The 23005-nt window shown below is 45.4% G+C and carries 39 protein-coding genes and 1 rRNA gene; 38 read left to right on the top strand and 2 right to left on the bottom strand.

Annotated elements, in window-relative coordinates:
- The first annotated feature begins 30 nt into the window (after positions 1-30).
- From rplB to O9139_RS20520, 34 genes are all read left to right on the top strand, one after another.
- On the top strand, positions 31-861 hold the full coding sequence (gene rplB, locus O9139_RS20685) for a 50S ribosomal protein L2 (protein WP_270881358.1): 831 nt from the start codon (positions 31-33) through the stop codon (positions 859-861).
- A 39-nt stretch (positions 862-900) separates the two neighbouring features.
- On the top strand, positions 901-1179 hold the full coding sequence (gene rpsS / locus O9139_RS20680) for a 30S ribosomal protein S19 (protein ID WP_188178381.1): 279 nt from the start codon (positions 901-903) through the stop codon (positions 1177-1179).
- A 31-nt stretch (positions 1180-1210) separates the two neighbouring features.
- Positions 1211-1543 carry a 50S ribosomal protein L22 gene (gene rplV / locus O9139_RS20675; protein ID WP_270881357.1) on the top strand — a complete coding sequence of 111 codons (333 nt, stop codon included), beginning with the start codon at positions 1211-1213 and terminating at the stop codon, positions 1541-1543.
- 13 nt (positions 1544-1556) lie between these two features.
- Entirely contained in the window at positions 1557-2219 is a 663-nt protein-coding gene (gene rpsC / locus O9139_RS20670) for a 30S ribosomal protein S3 (RefSeq protein ID WP_270881356.1), read from the top strand.
- A 3-nt stretch (positions 2220-2222) separates the two neighbouring features.
- Complete coding sequence (rplP, locus tag O9139_RS20665) at positions 2223-2657, top strand: 50S ribosomal protein L16 (protein WP_270881355.1); 435 nt, start codon at positions 2223-2225, stop codon at positions 2655-2657.
- On the top strand, positions 2647-2844 hold the full coding sequence (gene rpmC, locus O9139_RS20660; protein ID WP_134756089.1) for a 50S ribosomal protein L29: 198 nt from the start codon (positions 2647-2649) through the stop codon (positions 2842-2844). The genes rplP and rpmC overlap by 11 nt, the downstream gene beginning before the upstream one ends.
- 32 nt (positions 2845-2876) lie before the next feature.
- Positions 2877-3140, top strand: a complete 264-nt coding sequence (rpsQ, locus tag O9139_RS20655; protein ID WP_270881354.1) for a 30S ribosomal protein S17 — start codon at positions 2877-2879, stop codon at positions 3138-3140.
- A 33-nt stretch (positions 3141-3173) separates the two neighbouring features.
- A complete protein-coding gene (rplN, locus tag O9139_RS20650; RefSeq protein WP_270881353.1) occupies positions 3174-3542 on the top strand; it encodes a 50S ribosomal protein L14 in 369 nt (122 codons plus the stop codon).
- 39 nt (positions 3543-3581) lie between these two features.
- Positions 3582-3935: a 50S ribosomal protein L24 gene (gene rplX / locus O9139_RS20645; protein WP_270881352.1), complete on the top strand. Its 354-nt coding sequence runs from the start codon at positions 3582-3584 to the stop codon at positions 3933-3935.
- Between the two features lie 32 nt (positions 3936-3967).
- Positions 3968-4510 carry a 50S ribosomal protein L5 gene (gene rplE, locus O9139_RS20640; RefSeq protein WP_270881351.1) on the top strand — a complete coding sequence of 181 codons (543 nt, stop codon included), beginning with the start codon at positions 3968-3970 and terminating at the stop codon, positions 4508-4510.
- Positions 4511-4549: 39 nt separating this feature from the next.
- Positions 4550-4735, top strand: coding sequence for a type Z 30S ribosomal protein S14 (locus O9139_RS20635; RefSeq protein ID WP_113022649.1), 186 nt, complete (start codon positions 4550-4552; stop codon positions 4733-4735).
- 32 nt (positions 4736-4767) lie between these two features.
- On the top strand, positions 4768-5166 hold the full coding sequence (rpsH, locus tag O9139_RS20630) for a 30S ribosomal protein S8 (RefSeq protein ID WP_270881350.1): 399 nt from the start codon (positions 4768-4770) through the stop codon (positions 5164-5166).
- A gap of 29 nt (positions 5167-5195) precedes the next feature.
- Positions 5196-5738: a 50S ribosomal protein L6 gene (gene rplF, locus O9139_RS20625; RefSeq protein ID WP_270881349.1), complete on the top strand. Its 543-nt coding sequence runs from the start codon at positions 5196-5198 to the stop codon at positions 5736-5738.
- Between the two features lie 62 nt (positions 5739-5800).
- Positions 5801-6169 carry a 50S ribosomal protein L18 gene (gene rplR / locus O9139_RS20620; protein WP_270881348.1) on the top strand — a complete coding sequence of 123 codons (369 nt, stop codon included), beginning with the start codon at positions 5801-5803 and terminating at the stop codon, positions 6167-6169.
- Between the two features lie 29 nt (positions 6170-6198).
- The gene (gene rpsE / locus O9139_RS20615; protein WP_235120097.1) at positions 6199-6696 is read left to right on the top strand and encodes a 30S ribosomal protein S5; all 498 of its coding nucleotides are present in this window, start codon (positions 6199-6201) and stop codon (positions 6694-6696) included.
- An 11-nt stretch (positions 6697-6707) separates the two neighbouring features.
- Positions 6708-6896: a 50S ribosomal protein L30 gene (rpmD, locus tag O9139_RS20610; protein ID WP_270881347.1), complete on the top strand. Its 189-nt coding sequence runs from the start codon at positions 6708-6710 to the stop codon at positions 6894-6896.
- Positions 6897-6932: 36 nt separating this feature from the next.
- Positions 6933-7373 carry a 50S ribosomal protein L15 gene (gene rplO, locus O9139_RS20605; RefSeq protein ID WP_188178371.1) on the top strand — a complete coding sequence of 147 codons (441 nt, stop codon included), beginning with the start codon at positions 6933-6935 and terminating at the stop codon, positions 7371-7373.
- Positions 7373-8677: a preprotein translocase subunit SecY gene (gene secY / locus O9139_RS20600; RefSeq protein WP_270881346.1), complete on the top strand. Its 1305-nt coding sequence runs from the start codon at positions 7373-7375 to the stop codon at positions 8675-8677. Before rplO ends, secY begins: the two co-directional genes overlap by 1 nt.
- Before the next feature lie 85 nt (positions 8678-8762).
- Complete coding sequence (locus O9139_RS20595) at positions 8763-9413, top strand: adenylate kinase (RefSeq protein ID WP_270881345.1); 651 nt, start codon at positions 8763-8765, stop codon at positions 9411-9413.
- Complete coding sequence (gene map, locus O9139_RS20590; RefSeq protein WP_270881344.1) at positions 9413-10165, top strand: type I methionyl aminopeptidase; 753 nt, start codon at positions 9413-9415, stop codon at positions 10163-10165. The genes O9139_RS20595 and map overlap by 1 nt, the downstream gene beginning before the upstream one ends.
- A 19-nt stretch (positions 10166-10184) precedes the next feature.
- On the top strand, positions 10185-10481 hold the full coding sequence (locus tag O9139_RS20585) for a KOW domain-containing RNA-binding protein (RefSeq protein ID WP_270881388.1): 297 nt from the start codon (positions 10185-10187) through the stop codon (positions 10479-10481).
- Positions 10482-10483: 2 nt separating this feature from the next.
- A complete protein-coding gene (infA, locus tag O9139_RS20580) occupies positions 10484-10702 on the top strand; it encodes a translation initiation factor IF-1 (protein WP_009676800.1) in 219 nt (72 codons plus the stop codon).
- 106 nt (positions 10703-10808) lie between these two features.
- Positions 10809-10922, top strand: coding sequence for a 50S ribosomal protein L36 (gene rpmJ / locus O9139_RS20575; protein WP_003333770.1), 114 nt, complete (start codon positions 10809-10811; stop codon positions 10920-10922).
- An 18-nt stretch (positions 10923-10940) separates the two neighbouring features.
- Positions 10941-11309 carry a 30S ribosomal protein S13 gene (rpsM, locus tag O9139_RS20570; protein WP_270881343.1) on the top strand — a complete coding sequence of 123 codons (369 nt, stop codon included), beginning with the start codon at positions 10941-10943 and terminating at the stop codon, positions 11307-11309.
- A gap of 18 nt (positions 11310-11327) precedes the next feature.
- Complete coding sequence (gene rpsK / locus O9139_RS20565) at positions 11328-11723, top strand: 30S ribosomal protein S11 (protein ID WP_188178365.1); 396 nt, start codon at positions 11328-11330, stop codon at positions 11721-11723.
- A 125-nt stretch (positions 11724-11848) separates the two neighbouring features.
- Complete coding sequence (locus O9139_RS20560; RefSeq protein WP_270881342.1) at positions 11849-12793, top strand: DNA-directed RNA polymerase subunit alpha; 945 nt, start codon at positions 11849-11851, stop codon at positions 12791-12793.
- A gap of 24 nt (positions 12794-12817) precedes the next feature.
- Positions 12818-13183 carry a 50S ribosomal protein L17 gene (gene rplQ, locus O9139_RS20555; protein WP_270881341.1) on the top strand — a complete coding sequence of 122 codons (366 nt, stop codon included), beginning with the start codon at positions 12818-12820 and terminating at the stop codon, positions 13181-13183.
- A 98-nt stretch (positions 13184-13281) separates the two neighbouring features.
- On the top strand, positions 13282-14043 hold the full coding sequence (truA, locus tag O9139_RS20550) for a tRNA pseudouridine(38-40) synthase TruA (protein ID WP_270881340.1): 762 nt from the start codon (positions 13282-13284) through the stop codon (positions 14041-14043).
- Between the two features lie 168 nt (positions 14044-14211).
- Positions 14212-14649, top strand: a complete 438-nt coding sequence (gene rplM, locus O9139_RS20545) for a 50S ribosomal protein L13 (RefSeq protein ID WP_126144072.1) — start codon at positions 14212-14214, stop codon at positions 14647-14649.
- Between the two features lie 21 nt (positions 14650-14670).
- Entirely contained in the window at positions 14671-15063 is a 393-nt protein-coding gene (gene rpsI, locus O9139_RS20540; RefSeq protein ID WP_270881339.1) for a 30S ribosomal protein S9, read from the top strand.
- 219 nt (positions 15064-15282) lie between these two features.
- Positions 15283-15975: a phosphoadenylyl-sulfate reductase gene (locus O9139_RS20535; RefSeq protein ID WP_270881338.1), complete on the top strand. Its 693-nt coding sequence runs from the start codon at positions 15283-15285 to the stop codon at positions 15973-15975.
- A gap of 40 nt (positions 15976-16015) precedes the next feature.
- Positions 16016-17188, top strand: a complete 1173-nt coding sequence (sat, locus tag O9139_RS20530) for a sulfate adenylyltransferase (RefSeq protein WP_270881337.1) — start codon at positions 16016-16018, stop codon at positions 17186-17188.
- A gap of 96 nt (positions 17189-17284) precedes the next feature.
- Entirely contained in the window at positions 17285-18040 is a 756-nt protein-coding gene (gene cwlD, locus O9139_RS20525; RefSeq protein WP_270881336.1) for an N-acetylmuramoyl-L-alanine amidase CwlD, read from the top strand.
- 62 nt (positions 18041-18102) lie between these two features.
- Positions 18103-19179 carry an Mrp/NBP35 family ATP-binding protein gene (locus O9139_RS20520; RefSeq protein WP_270881335.1) on the top strand — a complete coding sequence of 359 codons (1077 nt, stop codon included), beginning with the start codon at positions 18103-18105 and terminating at the stop codon, positions 19177-19179.
- A gap of 54 nt (positions 19180-19233) precedes the next feature.
- On the opposite strand, the gene gerD is transcribed toward O9139_RS20520, so the two are convergent.
- Positions 19234-19983 carry a spore germination lipoprotein GerD gene (gene gerD, locus O9139_RS20515; RefSeq protein ID WP_270881334.1) on the bottom strand — a complete coding sequence of 250 codons (750 nt, stop codon included), beginning with the start codon at positions 19981-19983 and terminating at the stop codon, positions 19234-19236.
- A 135-nt stretch (positions 19984-20118) separates the two neighbouring features.
- On the opposite strand from gerD, the gene O9139_RS20510 reads away from it, so the two are divergent.
- Positions 20119-20709, top strand: a complete 591-nt coding sequence (locus O9139_RS20510) for a KinB-signaling pathway activation protein (RefSeq protein WP_270881333.1) — start codon at positions 20119-20121, stop codon at positions 20707-20709.
- Positions 20710-20738: 29 nt separating this feature from the next.
- Here the strand turns inward: O9139_RS20510 and pdaB are convergent, their stop codons facing one another.
- Complete coding sequence (gene pdaB, locus O9139_RS20505) at positions 20739-21521, bottom strand: polysaccharide deacetylase family sporulation protein PdaB (RefSeq protein WP_270881332.1); 783 nt, start codon at positions 21519-21521, stop codon at positions 20739-20741.
- Between the two features lie 112 nt (positions 21522-21633).
- Here pdaB and O9139_RS20500 point away from each other — a divergent pair, with 112 nt between their 5' ends.
- The 3 genes from O9139_RS20500 to O9139_RS20490 all read left to right on the top strand — a co-directional run.
- Complete coding sequence (locus tag O9139_RS20500; RefSeq protein ID WP_270881331.1) at positions 21634-22245, top strand: stage II sporulation protein M; 612 nt, start codon at positions 21634-21636, stop codon at positions 22243-22245.
- Between the two features lie 163 nt (positions 22246-22408).
- Positions 22409-22639 carry a hypothetical protein gene (locus O9139_RS20495; RefSeq protein ID WP_270881330.1) on the top strand — a complete coding sequence of 77 codons (231 nt, stop codon included), beginning with the start codon at positions 22409-22411 and terminating at the stop codon, positions 22637-22639.
- Positions 22640-22936: 297 nt separating this feature from the next.
- Positions 22937-23005, top strand: a 16S ribosomal RNA gene (locus O9139_RS20490); the annotation flags it as partial.

The following is a 23005-nucleotide window of genomic DNA, read 5'->3' as shown; positions in this document are numbered from 1 at the left end:
TACATTTCTTGAAGTAAGGAGGGAATCGGAGTGCCAGTTAAAAAGTATAAACCAACGTCCCCGGCTAGACGTGCAATGTCGGTTTCTACATTCGAAGAAATCACAACATCTACACCGGAGAAGTCCTTGCTAGCTCCTTTGAGCAAAAACGCTGGACGTAACAACCAAGGTAAAATTACAGTTCGTCATCACGGTGGCGGTCACAAACGTAAATACCGGATTATCGATTTCAAACGTACCAAAGATGGAATACCAGGACGCGTTGCTACAATCGAGTACGATCCAAACCGTTCCGCTAACATCGCATTGATCAACTATGCTGATGGTGAGAAAAGATACATTATCGCTCCTAAAGGTCTTAAGGTAAACGATCAAATCGTATCCGGACCACAATCCGATATCAAAGTAGGTAACGCTCTTCCATTGGAAAACATTCCAGTTGGTACAGTTATCCACAACATTGAGTTGAAACCAGGTAAAGGTGCACAGTTGGTGCGCGCTGCTGGAACAGAAGCTCAATTGCTTGGTAAAGAAGAAACTTACGTAACAATCCGTTTGTCTTCTGGTGAAGTTCGTAAAGTTCTTAAAGTTTGCCGCGCTACAATCGGTTCTGTAGGTAACGAAGACCACGAGCTTGTTAAGATCGGTAAAGCTGGTCGTAACCGTTGGAAAGGCAATCGCCCACAAGTCCGCGGGGTTGTAATGAACCCTAACGATCACCCACACGGTGGTGGTGAAGGACGCGCGCCAATCGGTCGTAAATCGCCTATGTCTCCTTGGGGCAAACCGACACTTGGTTACAAAACTCGTAAGAAAAACAAAGCATCCAACAAATACATTGTACGCCGTCGTACGAAGTAATAATAATTATCGCGAGGTTCAAGGAAGGGAGGAACACCCATGGGTCGCAGCTTAAAGAAAGGTCCATTTATCGATGGATACTTACTGAAAAAAGTGGAAGACTTGAACACTTCCGGCAAGAAAGTCGTTGTTAAGACTTGGTCCCGTCGTTCTACAATTTTCCCACAATTCGTTGGTCACACTTTCGGAGTGTACGATGGAAGAAAACACGTGCCTGTGTATGTAACTGAAGATATGGTAGGACACAAGCTTGGTGAGTTCGCACCAACTCGTACGTACAAAGGTCACGACGACGACAAGAAAACCGGAAAACGCTAATCGCATTTTTTAACCGAGAGGAGGTACTACCATGCAAGCTAAAGCAGTTCTTAACCACGCTCGGATTGCTCCTCGTAAAGCACAATTAGTGATTGACTTGATTCGGGGAAAAGCGGTAGGTGAGGCGATCGCAATTCTGCGTCACACACCTAAAGCAGCTTCTCCAGTTCTGGAGAAACTTCTGAACTCCGCAATTGCCAATGCAGAGCATAACTATTCGTTAGATCCTAATAAATTAGTGATCACTCAAGCGTTTGTTAACCAAGGACCGACTATGAAAAGGTTCCACCAACGTGCGATGGGTCGCGCAAGTGCAATTAGAAAACGTACCAGCCACATTACATTAGTGGTATCTGAGAAATAAGGAGGGATAACGTGTGGGTCAGAAAGTAAACCCGGTAGGTCTTAGAATCGGTATTATTCGCGATTGGGAGTCCAAATGGTTCGCAGAAAAAGATTTCGGAACTCTGCTGCTTGAAGACGTAAAAATCCGCGAATACTTAAAGAATAAATTGAAGGATTCTGCAGTATCCCACATCGATATCGAGCGCGCGGCTAACCGTGTGAACGTTACGATTCATACTGCGAAACCTGGTATGGTTATCGGTAAAGGCGGATCTGAAGTTGAAGTTATTCGCAACTACATCGCAGCTTTGTCCGGTAAAAAAGTACACATTAACATCTCTGAAATCAAAAGCCCTGACCTGGATGCAATCCTTGTTGCTGAGGCCATCGCACTTCAATTGGAGCGTCGTGTATCTTTCCGTCGCGCTATGAAACAAGCGATCCAAAGGACAATGAGATCCGGTGCTAAAGGTATTAAAGTTGCAACTAGCGGACGTCTTGGCGGTGCTGAGATTGCCCGTACGGAAGGATATAGCGAAGGAACAGTTCCACTTCATACACTTCGCGCGGATATCGACTACGGTACTGCAGAAGCACACACTACGTACGGACGTATTGGTGTAAAAGTATGGATTTATCGTGGAGAGGTTCTTCCGACAGCTAAGAAAAAGGCTCAGCCGGAAGGAGGAAACTAAATCATGTTAGTACCTAAACGTGTAAAACACCGTAAAGAACACCGCGGTAACATGAAAGGTCGGGCTAAAGGCGGTACTGAAGTCGCTTTTGGCGAATACGGCTTGCAAGCGATGGAACCGGCTTGGGTAACCAACCGTCAAATCGAGTCCGCCCGTATTGCCATGACACGTTACATCAAACGTGGTGGTAAAGTGTGGATCAAAATTTTCCCAGCTAAACCAATTACACAAAAGCCGCTTGAAGTTCGTATGGGTAGCGGTAAAGGTAACGTGGAGAAATGGGTTTCCGTAGTAAAACCAGGTAAAATTTTGTTTGAACTTGCTGGTGTAAGCGAAGAAGTTGCTCGCGAAGCAATGCGTCTTGCTGCTCACAAGCTTCCAATCAAAACGAAGTTCGTGAAGAGAGAAGAAGTGGGTGGTGAAGTAAATGAAGGCTAGTGAATTCCGCAACTTAACCACTGCTGAGATCGAGCAAAAAGTCAATGGTTTTAAAGAAGAACTCTTTAACCTCCGTTTTCAACTAGCTACTGGTCAATTGGACAACCCGACTCAAATCCGCGACTTGCGTAAAGAGATCGCTCGTGCCAAGACTGTTTTGCGTGAAAGAGAATTGGGGATCGGGTAACCGTACCATATCTAGAAGGGAGGCTTCCTTAAATGGCTGAACGCAATGAGCGTAAAGTACAGGTAGGTAAAGTTGTCAGCGATAAAATGGATAAAACCATCGTTGTTGCTGTTGAAACTTATAAAAAACATGATCTCTATCACAAGAGAATCAAATATACGAAGAAATTCAAGGCTCATGATGAGAACAACACAGCGCAAATCGGCGATACTGTGAAAATCATGGAGACTAGACCGCTTTCCAAGGACAAAACTTGGAGACTGGTTGAAATCGTAGAAAAAGCTGTTATTATCTAACAAAAAGCATGAACCCCGAAAGGAGGGAATACGATGATTCAACCATTTACTCGTTTGACGGTTGCTGACAACTCCGGTGCAAAGCAATTGATGTGTATCCGTGTTTTGGGTGGTACAGGTCGTCGCGTAGGTCACATTGGTGATTTGATCATCTGTTCGGTAAAAGAAGCAACACCAGGCGGCGTTGTCAAAAAAGGTGACGTTGTTAAAGCGGTAATCGTTCGTACGAAGAGCGGTGCTCGCCGTAAAGACGGATCTTACATCTCTTTCGATGAGAACGCAGCTGTAATCGTGAAAGAAGATAAAAGTCCTCGCGGAACTCGTATCTTTGGACCAGTTGCACGCGAACTTCGTGACAAAGACTTCATGAAGATCGTATCCTTGGCTCCAGAAGTTATCTAATAGAGCGTTTCAAGTAGTCTGTAGGAGGTGTACAACACAATGCCAAGAACCAAGAAGAGACTTGAGTCTCATAACAATAAACTGCACGTGAAAAAAGACGATACGGTTTTTGTAATCACAGGTAAAGATAAAGGCAAAAAAGGCCGCGTTATCGCAGCTTACCCTCGTGAAAACCGCGTCTTGGTTGAAGGTGTGAACATGGTTAAGAAACATGCGAAACCTTCCCAACTTAACCCACAAGGCGGCATCTTGAATCAAGAAGCTCCAATCCACGTTTCCAACGTGATGCTGGTTGATCCTAAGAGCGGCAAGCCTACTCGCGTAGGTTACAAAGTATTAGATAACGGTACTAAAGTTCGCGTAGCGAAAAAATCCGGTGAAGTCATCGACTAATACAAGAAACACGGAAAGGAGGCAACTGAAAGATGTCAGCAAGAATGAAAGATCGTTATTTGAATGAAATTACTCCTGCGTTGATCCAAAAGTTCAACTACTCCACAGTAATGCAAGTACCTAAGATTGAGAAAATCGTTATCAACATGGGTGTTGGTGAGGCGGTTTCCAACTCTAAAGTTCTTGATGCTGCTGTTGAAGATCTTCAAAAGATCGCAGGTCAAAAACCGGTTGTGACAAGAGCGAAAAAATCCATCGCGGGTTTCAAGCTTCGTGAAAATATGCCAATCGGTGTGAAAGTGACACTTCGCGGCGAGCGTATGTATCACTTCTTGGATAAGCTCTTCAACGTTACGCTTCCACGCGTACGTGACTTCCGTGGTATTTCCAACAAAGCCTTTGACGGCCGCGGAAACTACACACTGGGTCTGAAAGAGCAATTGATCTTCCCAGAAATCGAGTATGATAAAGTAGATAAAGTTCGTGGTATGGACATCGTTATCGTTACGACGGCTAAGTCCGATGAAGAAGCTCGCGAGCTTTTAACACAACTCGGCGCTCCTTTCGTAAAATAGGCTAATGAGCCGTACCTACCTCAGGAGGTGGAATATTAAGTGGCAAAAACTTCGATGAAAATCAAGCAACAACGTGCTCCGAAGTTTAAAGTTCAAGCATACACACGTTGCGAGCGTTGCGGTCGTCCGCATTCCGTGCTTCGCAAGTTTAAAATTTGCAGAATTTGTTTCCGCGAATTAGCATACAAAGGTCAGATTCCAGGCGTGAAAAAAGCTAGCTGGTAATCACCCTATTTTCGGGAAGGAGGTTTACACAAATGGTCATGTCAGATCCAATTGCAGATATGTTAACACGCATCCGTAATGCCAACATCGTTCGTCATGAGACAGTTGAGATCCCAGCATCCAAGGTGAAAAGGGAAATCGCTGAAATCCTCAAAAAAGAAGGTTTCATCCGTGACGCTGAGTACGTTGAAGATAACAAACAAGGAATCATTCGTTTGTTCCTGAAATACGGTTCAAACAATGAGCGTGTTATCTCCGGTTTGAAAAGAATTTCCAAACCAGGACTGCGCGTATACACAAAATCACAAGAAATCCCTCGCGTTTTGGGCGGACTAGGGATTGCCATCATCTCCACATCTAAGGGAGTTATGACGGATAAAGATGCTCGTCAATCCAAAGCTGGCGGAGAGGTTATCTGCTACGTTTGGTAATACAATTGTAATTGAATGGAGGTGCAAACATGTCTCGTATTGGTCGTAAGCCAATCACCATTCCAAGTGGTGTAAATGTAACACTAGACAATACTTTGATCACAGTTAAAGGCCCAAAAGGTACTTTGTCTCGTGAACTTCATAAAGATATGAAAGTGAATGTTGTCGAAAACGAGATTTCTGTTGAGCGTCCTTCCGATAACAAACTACACCGCTCCCTGCATGGTACAACACGTTCTGTTGTTGCCAACATGGTTAACGGTGTAACGGAAGGTTTCTCGAAATCTTTGGAACTCGTAGGCGTTGGTTACCGTGCGAATAAAACTGGTGATAAACTGGTTCTTAACGTAGGGTACTCCCACCCGGTAGAATTCACACCTGAGACTGGGATCGAGTTCGAAGTTCCTTCGAACACGAAGATCATCATCAAAGGTATCGACAAAGAATTAGTAGGTGCTACTGCTGCTAAAGTTCGCGCAGTTCGTGAACCAGAGCCTTATAAAGGTAAAGGTATCAAGTATGAAGGCGAACGCATCCTTCGTAAAGAAGGTAAAGCTGGTAAGAAGAAGTAAGACCGATAGATCGCGGGTAACAACTCTCGCATCATAAGATGATGAAAGGAGTGCAAGTAATCATGATTACTAAAGGCGATAAAAATAAAGCCCGTCTGAAAAGACACCTTCGCGTTCGTAAGAAAATCGAAGGAACAACTGCTCGTCCACGGTTGAACATCTTCCGTTCTTCCAAACACATGTATGCTCAATTGATCGATGATACGACTGGCGTCACTGTAGCATCCGCTTCGACTCAGGACAAAGAACTGAAAGCTGAAGTAGGTAACGGTGGTAACGTAGAAGCTGCTCGTAAAGTTGGCGAATTGATCGCAAAACGTGCAAAAGAAAAAGGTGTTGAGCAAGTCGTTTTCGACCGCGGCGGATACCTTTACCACGGACGCGTTCAAGCTTTGGCTGACGCAGCTCGTGAAGCAGGATTACAATTCTAGGAAAAACGATATATAAGGAGGTAAAAGACTTGCGCGTAGATCCGAATACTTTAGAACTTACAGAAAAAGTTGTTAATATTAACCGCGTTGCTAAAGTAGTAAAAGGCGGACGTCGTTTCAGCTTCAGCGCACTTGTTGTCGTAGGCGACGGCAATGGCTGGGTTGGTGCAGGAATCGGTAAAGCATCCGAAGTTCCAGACGCGATCCGTAAAGGCATTGAAGATGCGAAAAAGAACTTGATTCACGTTCCAATCGTAGGAACTTCCATTCCTCACCTTGTAACTGGCCGCTTTGGCGCAGGCCGCGTATTGTTGAAGCCAGCTTCCCAAGGTACTGGAGTTATCGCTGGTGGACCGGTTCGTGCGGTTCTTGAACTTGCCGGTATCGGCGACATTTTGACAAAATCCCTTGGCTCTTCCAACTCCATTAACATGGTTAACGCTACGCTTGAAGGCTTGAGCCGCTTGAAAAAAGCGGAAGAAGTTGCTAAGCTTCGCGGTAAAACAGTTGAAGAGTTATTAGGATAGGAGGGGTAAACATGGCGAAACAATTACAGATTACCCTGAAACGCAGTGTGATTGGCCGCCCTGAAACTCAACGTGTTACAGTGAAAACTCTTGGTCTGCGCAAGCTGAACCAAACAGTTGTTCACCAAGACAACGCTGCTATCAGAGGTATGGTTAATCAAGTAAGTCATTTGCTTGAAGTTAAAGAAATCGAAGCATAAATTGCTGATATTAAGATTTAGAGGAGGTGTGCAACGATGAAGTTACATGAACTAAGTTCTGCAACTGGTGCTCGTCACACTCGTAAGCGTGTTGGTCGTGGTACAGGTAGCGGTATGGGTAAAACATCGACTCGCGGACATAAAGGTCAAAATGCACGTTCCGGTGGAGGCGTTCGTCCTGGATTCGAGGGTGGACAAAATCCGTTGTACCGTCGTTTGCCTAAGCGTGGTTTCAACAACCGCTTCCGCACTGAGTTTGCTATCGTGAACCTTGAAGATTTGAACAACTTCGCAGCTGGTACAGAAGTTACTCCAGAAGTATTGCTGGAAACTGGTATTGTAAAAGCTCCTAAAGACGGCATCAAGATTTTAGGAAACGGTGAAATTACAGTAAAGTTAACCGTTAAAGCGAATAAGTTCTCTCAATCCGCAATTGAGAAAATCCAAGCTGCCGGCGGTCAAACCGAGGTGATTTAATGTTCAATACCATATCCAACATCTTTAAAGTAGAGGATCTGCGTAGAAGAATATTATTCACACTCTTCTTGCTGATCGTCTACAGAATAGGTGCCTTTATTCCGGTGCCTAACATCAATACAGATGTTTTAAAACTTCAAGACCAAGCGAATCAGAGCGATGTCTTTGGTTTGCTTAACACGTTTTCAGGTGGGGCGCTCTTTCAATTCTCTATTTTCGCGATGGGGATTATGCCTTACATCACCGCTTCCATTATCGTTCAGCTTTTGTCCATGGATGTAGTCCCGCGCTTTGCGCAATGGGCAAAAGAGGGCGAAGTCGGAAGAAAAAAGATGACGCAGATCACACGTTACGGTACGATTGTATTAGGCTTGATTCAAGCCTTCGGTTTATCCATTGGATTTAGCAGACTTTACAGCGGTCTAGTGATTAACCCAGGCTTTACAACCTTCGCTCTAATTGCGATTGTACTGACAGCAGGTACTGCCTTCTTGATGTGGCTTGGAGAGCAAATTACGGAGTTTGGGATTGGAAACGGTATTTCCATAATCATCTTTGCTGGTATCGTCGCGGCGATTCCTACTGGCATCCAACAGATATACAAAACGCTGTTCGCGACTGAGGGCGCGTTGTTCTTGAACATCGTGAAACTCGTTATCATCGCATTGGTTGTGATTTTGATCATCGCCGGTGTCATCTTTGTACAGCAAGGGGTTCGTAAGATCCCTGTACAATATGCCAAACGGGTTGTTGGTCGTAAAATGTATGGCGGTCAAACGACGCACATTCCTTTGAAAGTGAATGCTGCGGGTGTAATTCCAGTAATCTTCGCTTTGTCACTATTGATGTTCCCTCCTACAATAGCGAGCTATTGGAGAGGTAACGTGGTTGCTGAATGGATCATCTCGAACTTGAGCTTGAACCAAACGGCGCCGCTAGCGATTGTACTTTATGTACTGTTGATTATCGGGTTCACATACTTCTACACCTTCGTTCAAATCAATCCAGTACAGATGGCCGATCAGATGAAAAAGAACGGTGGATACATACCGGGAATTCGTCCTGGTAAAACAACTTCTGTTTATCTGACTCGTGTAATGACTAGAATCACTTTGTCCGGTGCATTGTTCTTATCCGCGATCTCCATTCTTCCGATGCTTTTCGGAGGACTTGCAGGTCTGCCGAACTCAGTCAAAATTGGTGGAACATCCTTGCTAATCGTAGTAGGCGTTGGTCTTGAGACGATGAAACAAATCGAGAGCCAATTGATCAAGCGTCATTACAAAGGTTTTATCAATAAATAGCAAATAGGTTCTGATGGTGCGTTTCATGCGACATCGGCACCTATTGTGCTGTTCGTATTGCCGAGTGCGATGGGAGGGAGTCAAAGTGAACGTAATTTTTATGGGTCCTCCTGGTGCAGGCAAAGGTACACAGGCGGAAAAAATCGTAAGTGAATTTCAAATTCCTCATATTTCTACGGGAGACGCATTCCGTTTGGCGATGAGCCAAGGAACGCCGCTCGGTATCGAGGCCAAAGGCTATGTGGATAAAGGACTGCTGGTCCCTGATGAAATCACGAATGGTATTGTGAAAGAACGGCTTGCACAGCCGGATTGCGACAAAGGCTTTTTGCTTGACGGGTTCCCAAGAACCATTGCTCAAGCTGATGCTTTGAATGAAATCGTCCAATCCCTGGGTAAGAAGATTGAATTAGTCATCAATCTATCCGTCGATCGCAGTTTTCTGCTTGCGAGATTGACTGGCCGAAGAATCTGTAAATCCTGCGGAGCTACGTATCATGTGATCTTCAATCCACCAAAGCAAGATGGCGTATGTGATAAATGTTCTGGTGAATTGTATCAACGGTCGGATGATACGGAAGAAAAAGTGGGTACCCGTTTGGACGAATATACGAACAAAACGGCTCCACTGCTGGATTACTACCAAAAGAGGGAATTATTGCGTGAGGTTAACGGAGAACAAGACATTCATGCGGTAACCGAACAAATTAGCTCACTGCTACGAGGTCTAGCGTAATGATCATTTGTAAGTCCGAGGTTGAACTGGACCTAATGCGAGAAGCAGGTCGGATCGTAGCAGATACGCACCGCTTGCTGGCAAGGGCGATTCGTCCGAACATTACAACGAAAGAACTTGATCAGATCGCAGAGGAATTCATTCGCAGTCAGGGAGCAATTCCATCTTTTAAAGGCTACAACGGTTTTCCGGGCAGCATTTGTGCTTCTGTCAACGAAGAATTAGTTCATGGTATTCCTGGTCCACGAAAGCTGGCTGAAGGTGATATCATTAGTATTGATATTGGCGCTCAGTATAAAGGCTATCATGGGGATTCCGCATGGACATATCCGGTGGGTGAAGTATCCGAGACCGCCAAGCGCTTGCTGGAGGTAACGGAGAGATCGCTTTACCAAGGATTAGCGGAAGCCAAACCGGATGCCAGGCTCTACACGTTGTCGCATGCCATCCAAACCTGTATTGAAGATGCAGGCTTCTCCGTAGTAAGAGAGTATGTCGGGCACGGAATAGGAACGGAGCTTCACGAAGAACCGCAAATTCCGAACTACGGTGTTCCGAACAAAGGCCCTCGATTGAAACCGGGCATGGTCTTAGCCATTGAACCGATGGTGGTTGTTGGCGAAAGGTTTGTCAAAACACTTGAAGACGACTGGACCGTAGTAACAGCGGACGGAACACTTTGTGCTCATTTTGAACATACGATTGCAATAACGGCAGCTGGTTATGAAATATTAACTTTGCCCAAAGCGTAGGTGATGATGAGTGGATCGTATGACTCCCGAGTTAGGCCAGATCGTAAAGGTGCTTCGCGGTAAAGATCCCGGAGAATATGCGGTCGTCATCGGAATTGTTGATACTCGCTTTGTCTGGCTTGCAGACGGTGATAAGCGCAAATTCGATCAACCGAAGAAGAAGAACCTGACACATCTTCAATTACAAGAAACGATCAGCAGCGAAGTCGAGTCCAGCATCAGGGAAACGGGTCGTGTAACTAATGGGAAGCTGCGTCATGCACTTGCCAAATTCGCTGAACAAACGCAAGTTGAAGCACATGAGAAAGGAGAATGACTGTGGCCAAAGAAGATGTAATTGAAGTAGAAGGTACAGTGATTGAACCTCTTCCGAATGCAATGTTTAAGGTTGAATTGGAAAATGGTCATAAAATTCTAGCCCACGTATCCGGTAAAATCAGAATGCATTTTATTCGCATTTTGCCAGGAGACAAGGTTACCGTAGAATTATCGCCTTATGATTTAACACGAGGCCGTATAACCTACCGTTTTAAATAAATGCTCGGCTTTTAAGTAAGTTACTCTCTCGAGACGTATGCTTACGAAGCAAGTTTTCTTACGAAAACGCAACATGGTGCTTACGAATCTTTAAGGAGGGGTTATCATGAAGGTTAGACCATCGGTTAAACCAATTTGTGAAAAATGTAAAGTCATTCGCCGTAAAGGCAATGTCATGGTTATTTGCGAAAATCCGAAACACAAACAAAAACAAGGATAAAAGGAGGTGCAGCCTTAGATGGCACGTTTAGCTGGAGTTGACTTACCTCGTGACAAACGAGTAGTTATTGCTTTGACTTACATTTTTGGTATCGGCAATACAACAGCTCAAAAAATCGTTGCAACAACTGGTATCAACCCTGATACTCGCGTTCGCGATTTGACTGAAGATGAAGTGAGCAAAATCCGTGATGTAATCGATAAAACGTTGAAAGTAGAGGGTGATCTTCGTCGTGAGATTTCCTTGAACATCAAACGTCTGATCGAGATTGGATCCTACCGTGGTCTTCGTCACCGCCGTGGTCTTCCTGTTCGCGGACAACGTACTAAAACTAACGCTCGTACACGTAAAGGTCCTCGTCGTACAGTAGCTAATAAGAAGAAATAATAAAGGGGGTTAGAGCTAATGGCAAAACCTAAAAAAGTAGTCCGTACGAAACGTCGTGACCGTAAAAATATTGAGTCCGGAGTAGCCCACATTCGTTCCACGTTTAACAACACGATTGTGACTATTACGGATCCTCACGGAAATGCAATTTCCTGGGCAAGTTCAGGAAACCTTGGTTTCAAAGGTTCCCGTAAAAGTACGCCTTTTGCAGCGCAAATGGCAGCTGAGTCCGCAGCTAAAGCAGCTATGGAACACGGTCTGAAAACAGTTGAAGTCATGGTTAAAGGGCCAGGTGCTGGCCGCGAAGCAGCGATTCGTTCTTTGCAAGCAGCAGGTCTTGAAGTAAACCTGATTAAAGACGTGACTCCGGTTCCTCACAATGGCTGCCGTCCTCCAAAACGTCGTCGCGTATAATTCAGGATCACTTTGTAGTATAAATATCTTAAAATCGTGAATAATGGTTTTGAAGGATAGGCATACTATGAAATTTCACCGAAGTATCCAGAGGGAAACGACGTTTTGAATGGAGGGTACATTTCATGATCGAAATCGAAAAGCCAAAAATAGAAACTGTAGCGTTAAGTGAGGACGGCGCCTATGGCAAGTTTGTCGTGGAGCCGTTGGAGCGTGGCTACGGTACAACCTTAGGTAACTCACTACGTCGTATCTTACTGTCCTCTTTACCGGGTGCTGCAGTAACCTCTGTCCAAATCGATGGCGTTTTGCATGAGTTTTCAACGATTCCTGGCGTGCTTGAGGATGTTACGGAAATTATCCTTAACCTGAAAGGCTTATCGTTGAAAATTCACTCCGATGAGGAGAAAGTGCTTGAAATTGATGCTGAAGGAGAAGGTACGATCACAGCAGCGGACATCCGCGGTGATAGTGATGTGGAGATCCTTAATCCGGATCTGCATATTGCCACATTATCTCCTGATGCGCGACTTCACATGAGGATTCATGCGGGCAGAGGTCGCGGTTACGTTCAATCGGACAAAAATAAGCGCGAAGATCAACCAATCGGAGTGATCCCCATTGATTCGATTTACACGCCTATTACTCGGGTAAACTACAGTGTAGAAAATACTCGCGTCGGCCAAGTGACTAACTATGACAAACTGACCCTCGAAGTGTGGACCGATGGAAGTATTCGACCTGAAGAAGCGGTAAGTTTGGGCGCTAAAATCTTGACTGAGCACCTGATGCTGTTCGTCGGCTTGACGGATGAAGCAAAGGATGCCGAGATTATGGTGGAGAAAGAAGAAGATAAGAAAGAGAAAGTTCTCGAGATGACGATCGAAGAACTGGATCTCTCTGTTCGCTCTTACAACTGCCTGAAGCGTGCAGGTATCAATACCGTGCAAGAGCTGATTACCAAGACAGAAGAAGATATGATGAAAGTGCGTAACTTGGGTCGCAAATCTCTTGAAGAAGTTCAAGAGAAGCTCGAAGAGCTTGGCTTAGGCTTACGTACCGAGGAATAATCCAGTCAGAAGGAGGTTAATTCAATGAACTACAGGAAATTGAACCGCGATTCCAGTAATCGTAAAGCATTATTCCGTGATCTGGTAACAGATCTGTTCATACATGAACGCATTCAAACAACCGAAGCAAAAGCAAAAGAAATTCGTTCCATCGCTGAGAAGCTTATCACTTTAGCGAAACGCGGAGATCTTCACGCACGCCGTCAGGTGGCTGCTTTTGTTCGCAGAGAAGCAGTTAACGAGAACCAAGATGCTATCCAAAAGCTCTTCTCTGAATTGGCTACTCGCTACTCCGAGCGTCCAGGCGGATACACGCGTATCCTGAAACTGGGACCACGCCGCGGTGACGCAGCACCAATGGTTTACCTAGAGCTTGTAGATCGAGCATAAGACGGATGGGAAAGGGTGGACGGAATCATTGATTCTGGTGAAGCCCTTTTTTTGCAGTCTCCGATAAATGAGAATGAAGACTCACGGAGGAACATGCGGTGAGAAATCTTCGTTTCACCATTAGCTACGATGGAACAGCTTATTCAGGTTTTCAGATCCAGCCTAATGCAGATACGATCCAATACCGTTTGGAACAAGCCGTACATATGCTGACCGGCGAAACGGTAAAGGTCGTCTCTTCAGGGCGGACGGATGCTGGGGTACACGCGAAGGCTCAAGTCATTAATTTTATCACGACCTCTAAAATTCCTGTCGAGCGCTGGTGCTTGGCTCTGAACAGTAGACTACCCAAGGATATCGTCGCACATACCGCGGAAGAAGTACCTCTTTCTTTCCATTCCCGCAAAGCCGCGAAGCGCAAGACGTACTGTTTTACGATTCGCACGGCGCGCTTCCCTGATGTCTTTCACCGGAACTATGAATACCATCATCCTACGCATTTGAATGTGGAAGCCATGAGAGAGGCGCTCCCTTGCTTGCTAGGTGAGCATGATTTCACTTCGTTTTGCACGGTAAGGACAGATAAGGAAGTAAAGGTTAGAACGCTGTACGAGGCTCGCCTGGAGGCGGAGATCGATGATCTCTCGCTTAACGGAGGAATCAGTCGACTACGGTTGTATGTAACGGGTAATGGGTTCCTCTATAACATGGTCAGGATCATCGCAGGGACGCTTCTGCAGATTGGTGAGGGGAAGAGAGCCAGCAGCGATATGCAGCGGATTCTCGAAGCTCAGGATCGCAGCAAGGCAGGCCCTACGGCAGAGGCAATGGGCTTGATGTTGTGGAAAGTCGAGTACTAAGAAGCAAAATCATAGCTTGCGTCCATAGAGGATTTCGTGTAGAATATAACTTGGCGTTTCGTGATCGGCTATCCCACAGCCCCAGGTCATGAGTTCTGCCACAACCATCCATCAGATTATGTTTGACATTGACGATTATGTATTGAGATATATTTAGGAGGATTAAGCATGCGCACCACATATATGGCTAAGCCAAATGAAGTAGAGCGTAAATGGTACATCGTTGACGCTGCTGGCCAAACTCTTGGCCGTCTGGCAAGTGAAGTTGCTAGCATTATCCGCGGAAAACATAAGCCGGAGTTCACTCCGCATGTTGATACTGGGGATTTTGTAATTGTTATCAACGCTTCTCAAATCAAGTTGACTGGTAAGAAAATGCAGAACAAAATGTACTACCGTCACTCCCTGTATCCAGGTGGTTTGAAAGTGACTTCTGCACAGGACCTGCTGAACAGCAAGCCTGATCGCATGATTGAGTTTGCCGTTCATGGTATGCTTCCTAAGAACCGTCTTGGCGACAGCATGAAAACAAAGCTGAAAGTCTACGGTGGAGCAGAGCATCCACACCAAGCACAACAACCAGAAGTTTGGAATCTTCGCGGATAATTATAAGGGAGGACTGTTTTCGTGGCACAAGTTCAATATTATGGAACGGGTCGTCGTAAACATTCGGTAGCGCGTGTGCGCCTTGTACCGGGTGAAGGACGCATCATCATTAATAAACGTAATCTGGACGAATATTTCGGTCTGGAAACATTGAAACTGATCGTTAAACAACCTTTGACATTGACTGAAACACTGGGCAAATACGATGTTTTGGTTCTTGCAAACGGTGGTGGAATCAGCGGACAAGCAGGAGCAATCCGTCACGGTATTTCCCGTGCGTTGCTGAAAGCTGACCCTGAATTCCGTGGTTCTTTGAAAAAAGCGGGCTTCCTGACTCGTGACCCTCGTATGAAAGAGCGTAAGAAATACGGCTTGAAAGCTGCTCGTCGCGCTCCTCAATTCTCCAAACGTTAATACATGCGCGTCTTGGACGCCTACGAAACCTTTTCAGCATTTTGCTGGAAAGGTTTTTTTATTTTCACATCTGGGCGCTGTGAGTCGTATACTGATTTCATGGAATTGTAAAGTTAATCCCAAAATGATCAAAAGTCATTGACATCGCATTGTACTCCGTTATAATAAGAGTAAATTCTTATAATAATAGTCGGAATTAAAGTGAAGGAGGACTCCAGCATGAATCTTTTTGAGAAAGAAGCATTTGTTACGAAAGCTGCGGAGGAGTATGAACAACAATCGCCGGAAGCGGTGCTTAAGCTTGCAATTGAAACTTTCCCTAACCTCACTCTAGCTTGCAGCTTCGGCGCCGAAGATGTTGTTCTGGTTGATATGCTGCAAAAATTGAATCCGAATGTGGATATTTTCTACCTGGATACGAACGTTCATTTTGCTGAAACTTATGAAACAAGAGACCGTCTTGAGAAGCACTACGGGAAGAAGTTCGTGCAAGTTCTGCCTAAGCTTACACTTGAAGAGCAAGCTGCTCAATTCGGGGATGAGCTTTGGAAGAGCGATGCGAACAAATGCTGCGGCATTCGTAAAGTGGATCCATTGACGGATATATTGAGAAACTACGATGCCTGGATTACCGGTATCCGCCGCGATCAAGCGCCAACCCGGGCTAACGCGAAAAAGGTTGAATACGACGTGAAATTCGGCTTAATTAAATTCAACCCTCTTGCTGATTGGACCAGTGAAGATGTGTGGAACTATATCCGCACCAACGATGTGATTTACAATCCGCTGCATGATCGTAACTACCCAAGTATCGGCTGCGAGCATTGCACACGTCCGGTAGCTCCTGGCGAAGATCCACGCGCGGGGCGTTGGGCAGACAGTGAGAAGACGGAGTGCGGGCTTCATAAATAAATAGTTTCCTCTATCTTATCAACAACGGAGGTCGTTCGGAATGACGACGATGAACCCTCATGGCGGACAATTAATTAACCGCTTAGTTGCTGAAAAAGACGAAGCTGAAGTCGTAGCACTTGCCAATACACTAACTCAAATCCCAGTGAACAATTGGACGATATCGGATTTAGATTTGATAGCTGTTGGCGCCTTTTCGCCGCTGACAGGATTTATGGAAGAGCGGGATTATCACTCTGTTGTAGAAAACATGAGACTTGCGAACGGTACGGTATGGAGCATTCCCATTACATTATCAGTAAAGCCTGAAGTCGCGGATAGATTAGAAATCGGTCAGCAGATCGCACTTGTTGGAGAAGAGGACCACGTCATTTATGCGGTCATGGATGTCTCGAGCATTTACACCGTGGATCAACAGAATGAAGCGATCAAAGTGTTTAAAACTGACGATCCAGCGCATCCTGGTGTAGCTAAGCTGTATGCCAGACCAGCAACGAATATTGGCGGTTCGATTCAGCTGCTGAATCGTCCAAAACCGAAAAAATTCGAATCCTTCTACTTCGATCCCGCTGATACACGCCGCATTTTCGCTGAAAGAGGCTGGAAAACGGTCGTTGGCTTCCAAACGCGCAATCCTGTGCACCGCGCTCATGAATATATTCAAAAATCAGCGATGGAAATCGTCGACGCACTCTTCCTAAACCCGTTGGTTGGGGAGACTAAATCCGACGATATTTCCGCTGATGTACGGATGAGGAGTTACCTAGTATTGCTGGAGAATTACTATCCACAGGATCGTACCTTCCTTGGCGTCTATCCCGCGGCTATGCGCTATGCAGGGCCTCGGGAAGCGATTCTGCACGCGATTGTGCGCAGAAATTATGGCTGCACGCATTTCATCGTCGGACGCGATCACGCGGGCGTAGGCGATTACTACGGGACCTACGAAGCGCAGCAGATCTTTAGTCTTTTTACAGCGGAAGAGATCGGCATTACCCCGTTATTTTTCGAGCACAGCTTCTTTTGTACAAAATGCGGTAATATGGCCTCGAGCAAAACGTGCCCGCACGATAAGTCCGAACATTTGCATCTTTCCGGCACCAAGGTGCGCGGCTTGCTGCGGAATGGCGAATGCCCGCCTCCTCAATTTACGCGCCCAGAGGTTGCGCAAGTCTTGATCGAGGGCTTGCGAGACCCTGAATACCAAGTCTAAGCAAGTATCAAGCAAGTCTGCCTCGCAAGGTATATTTGTCCACCCTGTCCCATATAGATGTTACAGAGTCTATGGGGAACAGAGGTGGATTTTTTTATGCGCAAAAGAAAGAGCAGGCTCGTTGTCTGGCTGACCCCTCACAGCAGCTTGAAACTTGTACTATCGGCCTTATTAATGGCTCTGGTCGTATTTATCTACACCTATGAGCTCCCTGCATCCAAGACGTGGTCGGATTGGACGCTCCCGCTGTCAGGTAAGACGATTGCTCTGGATGCGGGCCATGGCGGGCCTGATGGAGGTGCTGAGAGCAAAGACGGTATCATCGAGAAAGATATCAATCTGGCGATTACCTTGCAGCTCCGTGACTACCTGCAGCAGGCTGGGGCGCTTGTCGTCATGACCAGGGAGACGGATACAGACTTAGCCGACCCTGGTACGAAAGGCTACAGCAAAAGAAAGACACAGGATCTGCATAACCGGGCGGATTTAACGAATGACAAGAAAGCCGATATGTTTCTGAGCGTACATTTGAACAGTATTCCTTCACAAAAATGGAGAGGCGCACAAACGTTCTACTATCCGAACAACCCGAACAATTCCAACTTAGCCGCTTTGATTCAGAACGAATTGAAGAAGAATTTGGAGAATACCGACCGAATCGCGAAGGAAGCGGATAAAACGGTCTACTTGCTGAAGACCTTATCCATTCCTAGTGCCCTTGTTGAAGTGGGCTTCCTGTCCAATCCCGAAGAGGCGAGGCTGCTGGCAAGCGAACAATATCAGAAAAAAGTGGCCGCTTCCATCTATCAGGGGGTTCTGCGCTATTACAGCGGGGAAAAAGTTGGTTCCTAATCGATTTATGATATAATTAAAGCCGCATAGATACTTTGTCCTAATGAAGGTGTGGTGTGGCTATGATCAACAAAGATCAATTGTTAGAAGCTTTAAAACCTCTTATTGACCCTCAGTACCAAAAAAGTATGACTGATCTTAACCTAGTTCGAGATATTATGATTAAGGAAGACGGCGTATCGTTAACCTTGATTACAACGACGGATGATGAGGCCTATAAGCAGCAGGCGAAATCAGCCATCAGCCTAAGCTTGAAGCCGCTGGGCGTGGAACAGGTACATATACGATTTCGGGCGATTACAGACTTTGAACGTAATCAGCTGAATGAGGCGCTGCAACCGGCCGCGCAACAAGCGGATGCTGCTCCACAAACGATTCTGGGTGAGCAGTCCAAAGTCAAATTCATTGCCATTGCCAGCGGTAAAGGCGGCGTGGGCAAATCCACGGTGACCGTCAATCTAGCTGTTGCTCTTGCCCGGCAAGGGAAGAAAGTCGGCATTGTCGATGCTGATATTTACGGCTTCAGCATTCCCGATATGATGGGGATCGAGGAGCAGCCTCAATTGGTAAACAATGCGATCATTCCTGTTGAGCGCCATGGGGTGAAAGTGATTTCTATGGGCTTCTTTGTTCAGGATAATGCGCCGGTAATTTGGCGCGGGCCGATGCTCGGCAAGATGCTTCGCAACTTCTTCCACGAAGTCAATTGGGGAGATGTGGAGTATATTCTTTTGGACTTGCCGCCTGGAACTGGTGACGTTGCCTTGGACGTGCATCAGATGATTCCGCAAAGCAAAGAAATCATTGTCACGACACCGCATGCGACAGCTGCGTTTGTCGCGGCTAGAGCAGGGGCGATGGCGGTATCGACGAATCACGACATTTTGGGTGTTGTCGAGAATATGTCTTACTATGAGTGCAAATCCTGCGGCTCAAAAGATTATGTTTTTGGCAAAGGGGGAGGCGCTAAACTTGCGGAGAACTTGCATAGCGAGCTGCTTGCACAAATCCCTCTGGGAGCGCCTGACAACCATATCTCGGAGAAGGACTACTCCCCATCCGTTTATAAAGCGGATACGACGGCAGGCCAGATCTATCTGGATGTAGCTGCAAACATTATTTCCAAATTAGAAGCTTAATATAGGATAAAGGGACTTTCAGCCGTCAAGCTGCTAGTCCCTTTATTTATATGTTTACGAGCTGCTGCCGGAATCATCTTTCTTCTCGCCGCTCTCTTGTTTTTTCTGATCTCCCGAACCGCCACTATCCTTCTCCTTATCACTGCCGCCTTTTTGCCCTTCTTTTTTACCGCCCGTAGATAGCTGCTCAGGCTTGCTTTGTTGATCAATGGCAGCTTTCAACAGATCGACCATTTGGGCTTTAAACAATGGACTTTGCAAGGCTTCCTGCATAACTGTCATCATTTGTTGTCGATATGCAGCGGTTTTCATCACATCCAAAACCATTTTCTCATAATCAGGGTTTTTCATGACATCAACGAGAGACTTTTGGTAATCAGGATCCTTCATCAATTCTTTGTACATTTGCTTCGTGTCTTTTTGGATCGCTTTGGCGAAGTCACCGGCGAACTTAGGGTCTTTCATCATATCCTGTAGAAATTTGTTGTTTTCCTCCGCAGTCAATACATCCTTTACAGCCATCTGCAGCTGCAAGGATTCATTGGCCGAGAGCAGTTTGATTTGCGATTGGCCAGCTAATCCAGCAGCTCCGACATCCCCATTCATAATGCTGCGGTTAGCGGCACTAATGGCCTTCTTGCCATCGTCAGACTTCAGGATGTCGAGTACCATCGATTTAGTTTCTTTATACGTGTTGCCCTGTGATTGATTTTGTGAAGAGTTATCCGTTCCACATGAAGAGAGAAGTACGGCGAACAGGATAATTGGAATGACTTTGAGCTTTCCCAGCCTTTTTATCAACATGAAAGCTTACTCCCTTCCCTTGCTTGATACCGATAGTATGTGTGGTTCAAGAGATATTATCACGGCCACTCATTGGCTTTTTAGGTAAAACGTTGGTACAATTAGCAATTAGAGTTCATTATGGGGGTTTTCAACGTGACTTTGCGAAAATGGTTTCATATGTTCTGGACTACCTTGTTAATCGGCATGATCGTTTCAACGGTAATTGGACTTATTCTGCAATATTCGGACCAGGAATTTTCGTTGATGGGGCTGTCAGCAGTCGGCTTTAATGTCATGAACATGCTGCTAGGCGGTGCTACGATCAGCGTGTTGAGTCAAATGGGCTTCTTCGCTTATCTAATTGTCAGATTCATTGCGGCAGGGATCATTCGTTCCAAAACGGTGTGGGATCTTCTTCAATTGACCATTGTGATCGTCGTCCTTTTTGATCTTGCTTATTTGCGGATGACAAGCTTCGAAGGATCTTTTCTCGGTTACTTGGTTCTTCCGGTTATCATCCTCATTATTTCTTTAGGCGTTGCTTACTGGAAAGTGTCCATGACTAATCGGAATGCGTTCATTCCAACTTTATTTTTCATGTCCGCCGTCTCCGTTTTGGAAGCTGTGCCAGCGCTCAAACTCGACAATTCAGCTTCCAGCCTCTTTATGTTGGCTCCGCTGTTAGTCTGCAATGCATGGCAAATCCTAATACTCCATAAAATATTGGAAAATAAAAAGAGCTAATTGGTTAATTAGCTCTTTTTCTATAGGCATTAGTGGATATGTTTCATCGCTTGATCTTCCACCGGTTTGGATTCCACATGCGTCTGTTTAATCATTTCGCTAACAGTAACAAATTGATAGCCTTTTGCTTTTAACTGATCGATGATTTGGGGGAGGGCTTCGTGCGTTTGCTGGGAGGAATCGCTGGCATGCATCAACACGATATCACCGGGATGAGCTTTCGATACCACGCGGTCGACAATTTTGTCGACACCAATATTCATCCAGTCCATCGAATCCGTGTCCCACTGGATAACCGAATATCCGAGTTCACCCGCGATGCGAAGCACTCTTTTGTCGAAATCACCGTTAGGCAAGCGCAGCAGATTCGGCTCTTTTCCAATCAATTCAGTGAGAATGCCATGGGCCGTAGTGATTTGCTTGCGAATCTCCTCATCGCTGAAGGTACTGTAGTTGTCATGTTTATTGCCATGGCTGCCGATCTCAAAACCGTCTTTTTTAATATGCTCGACGATATCCGGATGGCTTTTGCTCCAGGGAGATGAGAGAAAGAACGTTGCATTTTTCACGCCTTTACTTTCAAGCACTTGCAAAATCGGTTCGGGCCGCTTGTCCCCCCAGCTGATGTCGAACGTGAGTGCAATTACCTTCTTATCTGTTTGCACGCTATATATAGCGGCGGGTTCTCCTGAGGAAAACACGGAGATGTTGTTTTGTTCCGAATACACAATGGCTGCCGCGAACATGATGGCAACAGCTATAAAGATAAACTGTTTTAATTTGCGGGCATTAACGACAAAGAAATAATTCACTGTAGCCGGCTCCTCCTTCATGCCTTACAACGGGTAAGGCTTGTATTTCTGTTTATCATCAATGTATGCTCGTACACATCCTACTTATTCTTCAAATCAAGGAGGAAATCAAATGAAAATGAAAGAGTTATTCAATCACTTTAAAGAAATGAAGCACTATTTTATTGTGACCGTACTGGTGTTCGCATTTAGTTTTTACTTGGGATGGGCGAATTCAGATCAGTTCACGAACTTTTTGAATAATCAGCTCAGAGGGATTAAATCCATTAGCCAGTCGCTGAGCGGCAAAGAGAATCCTCAATTCTGGTTCTTTATCGTCATTTTCTTGAATAACGCCATCAAATCCATCTTGATTGTTTTCTTAGGTCTTGGATTCGGGTTACTGCCGCTATTTATGCTGATTGCGAACGGTATGATATTGGGTTATGTGCTCTCGCTGCAAAATCACGGAAATACATTCGCCCTTATTCTAAAAGGGATTGTGCCGCACGGGATCATCGAGATTCCTGTTATTTTGATGGCTTGTGCTTATGGTTTGAAATTAGGGATGCTAGTGTGGAAAGCGGGAATACAAATGTTCGTGCCCGTCCAACTAAGAACCGCACGCTCAGAGCTTTCTAGAGTGCTTCGTTTGACGAAGCCGTTGGCTGTTCTTATTGCCGTTTTACTACTGATTGCAGCTATTATCGAAAGCACGTTGACATATTGGTTGGTGCAAATGTAAATAATTTTCAGATCTCTTGTCATAAAAATGGGAAAATCTGAGCATAACAGTAATGCAATTTGAATGTAAGCCATAAAGCCTTGCATTAGGGACATCTGTTAGCGCGTTAAGCTGCCGGGATGCCCTATCTGTATCTACAGTCGAGAGGGGTTTGAATGGATGTATGCTCGGATTTCTATTCAATGATCGGGAGTGCAGAGAGTTAGATTATGTACTTCGAAAAGAATTAGATGAAATGCTGTTCGATTTAAACGACAAGCGAATCGATCAGGAAATTAAAGGTGCTATTGAATCTAGATACAAAGTAATATTTCGGATGTATGCGCGTTTGGCCACGCCAAAGGAGATTTCCAAATACGCCAGAAATCGCAATTACCAAGTTGAAAAAAAATAGAGGGTGGAGGCTTGACTTGCCCTCTTCAATTATGTTAATTTAGATTTCGCCGCTTCGATGAGGGGCAATGATTACTGTGTTTTGAATGTTTTGAAAAAAATAAGAAAAACACTTGCAATCGATCAGGCGAATGTGCTATATTATAAAAGTCGCCGCTAAAACGGTGGCGGAATTAAAAGAAGTGAATTGATCTTTGAAAACTGAACAACGAGTGAGAAGCAAGTCGAGCAATCGACTCTAAACTTTAAAAGAGATTAACAATCTCGTCAGGTTTAAATGAGCTATTCAGATTCATCCTTTTTGGAGAGTTTGATCCTGGCTCAGGACGAACGCTGGCGGCGTGCCTAATACATGCAAGTCGAGCGG

This window comes from Paenibacillus aestuarii (genome assembly GCF_027789125.1).
In the GTDB taxonomy this organism is placed as follows: domain Bacteria; phylum Bacillota; class Bacilli; order Paenibacillales; family NBRC-103111; genus Paenibacillus_E; species Paenibacillus_E aestuarii.
The sequence above is the reverse complement of the archived record's forward strand: the minus strand, read 5'-3'. Positions and strand labels throughout refer to the sequence as shown.

Coding starts and splice junctions, on each gene's coding strand:
- map (WP_270881344.1), top strand. CDS start 9,413: ATGATCATTTGTAAGTCCGAGGTTGAACTGGACCTAATGCGAGAAGCA.
- O9139_RS20500 (WP_270881331.1), top strand. CDS start 21,634: ATGAAAATGAAAGAGTTATTCAATCACTTTAAAGAAATGAAGCACTAT.
- sat (WP_270881337.1), top strand. CDS start 16,016: ATGACGACGATGAACCCTCATGGCGGACAATTAATTAACCGCTTAGTT.
- secY (WP_270881346.1), top strand. CDS start 7,373: ATGTTCAATACCATATCCAACATCTTTAAAGTAGAGGATCTGCGTAGA.
- rpmD (WP_270881347.1), top strand. CDS start 6,708: ATGGCGAAACAATTACAGATTACCCTGAAACGCAGTGTGATTGGCCGC.
- rpsH (WP_270881350.1), top strand. CDS start 4,768: ATGGTCATGTCAGATCCAATTGCAGATATGTTAACACGCATCCGTAAT.
- rpsM (WP_270881343.1), top strand. CDS start 10,941: ATGGCACGTTTAGCTGGAGTTGACTTACCTCGTGACAAACGAGTAGTT.
- O9139_RS20560 (WP_270881342.1), top strand. CDS start 11,849: ATGATCGAAATCGAAAAGCCAAAAATAGAAACTGTAGCGTTAAGTGAG.
- O9139_RS20585 (WP_270881388.1), top strand. CDS start 10,185: ATGACTCCCGAGTTAGGCCAGATCGTAAAGGTGCTTCGCGGTAAAGAT.
- rplN (WP_270881353.1), top strand. CDS start 3,174: ATGATTCAACCATTTACTCGTTTGACGGTTGCTGACAACTCCGGTGCA.
- rplQ (WP_270881341.1), top strand. CDS start 12,818: ATGAACTACAGGAAATTGAACCGCGATTCCAGTAATCGTAAAGCATTA.
- O9139_RS20520 (WP_270881335.1), top strand. CDS start 18,103: ATGATCAACAAAGATCAATTGTTAGAAGCTTTAAAACCTCTTATTGAC.
- rpmC (WP_134756089.1), top strand. CDS start 2,647: ATGAAGGCTAGTGAATTCCGCAACTTAACCACTGCTGAGATCGAGCAA.
- rplO (WP_188178371.1), top strand. CDS start 6,933: ATGAAGTTACATGAACTAAGTTCTGCAACTGGTGCTCGTCACACTCGT.
- gerD (WP_270881334.1), bottom strand. CDS start 19,983: ATGTTGATAAAAAGGCTGGGAAAGCTCAAAGTCATTCCAATTATCCTG.
- O9139_RS20535 (WP_270881338.1), top strand. CDS start 15,283: ATGAATCTTTTTGAGAAAGAAGCATTTGTTACGAAAGCTGCGGAGGAG.
- rplE (WP_270881351.1), top strand. CDS start 3,968: ATGTCAGCAAGAATGAAAGATCGTTATTTGAATGAAATTACTCCTGCG.
- rplP (WP_270881355.1), top strand. CDS start 2,223: ATGTTAGTACCTAAACGTGTAAAACACCGTAAAGAACACCGCGGTAAC.
- rplV (WP_270881357.1), top strand. CDS start 1,211: ATGCAAGCTAAAGCAGTTCTTAACCACGCTCGGATTGCTCCTCGTAAA.
- rplR (WP_270881348.1), top strand. CDS start 5,801: ATGATTACTAAAGGCGATAAAAATAAAGCCCGTCTGAAAAGACACCTT.
- rpsK (WP_188178365.1), top strand. CDS start 11,328: ATGGCAAAACCTAAAAAAGTAGTCCGTACGAAACGTCGTGACCGTAAA.
- O9139_RS20495 (WP_270881330.1), top strand. CDS start 22,409: ATGCTCGGATTTCTATTCAATGATCGGGAGTGCAGAGAGTTAGATTAT.
- rplF (WP_270881349.1), top strand. CDS start 5,196: ATGTCTCGTATTGGTCGTAAGCCAATCACCATTCCAAGTGGTGTAAAT.
- rpsS (WP_188178381.1), top strand. CDS start 901: ATGGGTCGCAGCTTAAAGAAAGGTCCATTTATCGATGGATACTTACTG.
- rplX (WP_270881352.1), top strand. CDS start 3,582: ATGCCAAGAACCAAGAAGAGACTTGAGTCTCATAACAATAAACTGCAC.
- rpsQ (WP_270881354.1), top strand. CDS start 2,877: ATGGCTGAACGCAATGAGCGTAAAGTACAGGTAGGTAAAGTTGTCAGC.
- rplM (WP_126144072.1), top strand. CDS start 14,212: ATGCGCACCACATATATGGCTAAGCCAAATGAAGTAGAGCGTAAATGG.
- cwlD (WP_270881336.1), top strand. CDS start 17,285: ATGCGCAAAAGAAAGAGCAGGCTCGTTGTCTGGCTGACCCCTCACAGC.
- rpmJ (WP_003333770.1), top strand. CDS start 10,809: ATGAAGGTTAGACCATCGGTTAAACCAATTTGTGAAAAATGTAAAGTC.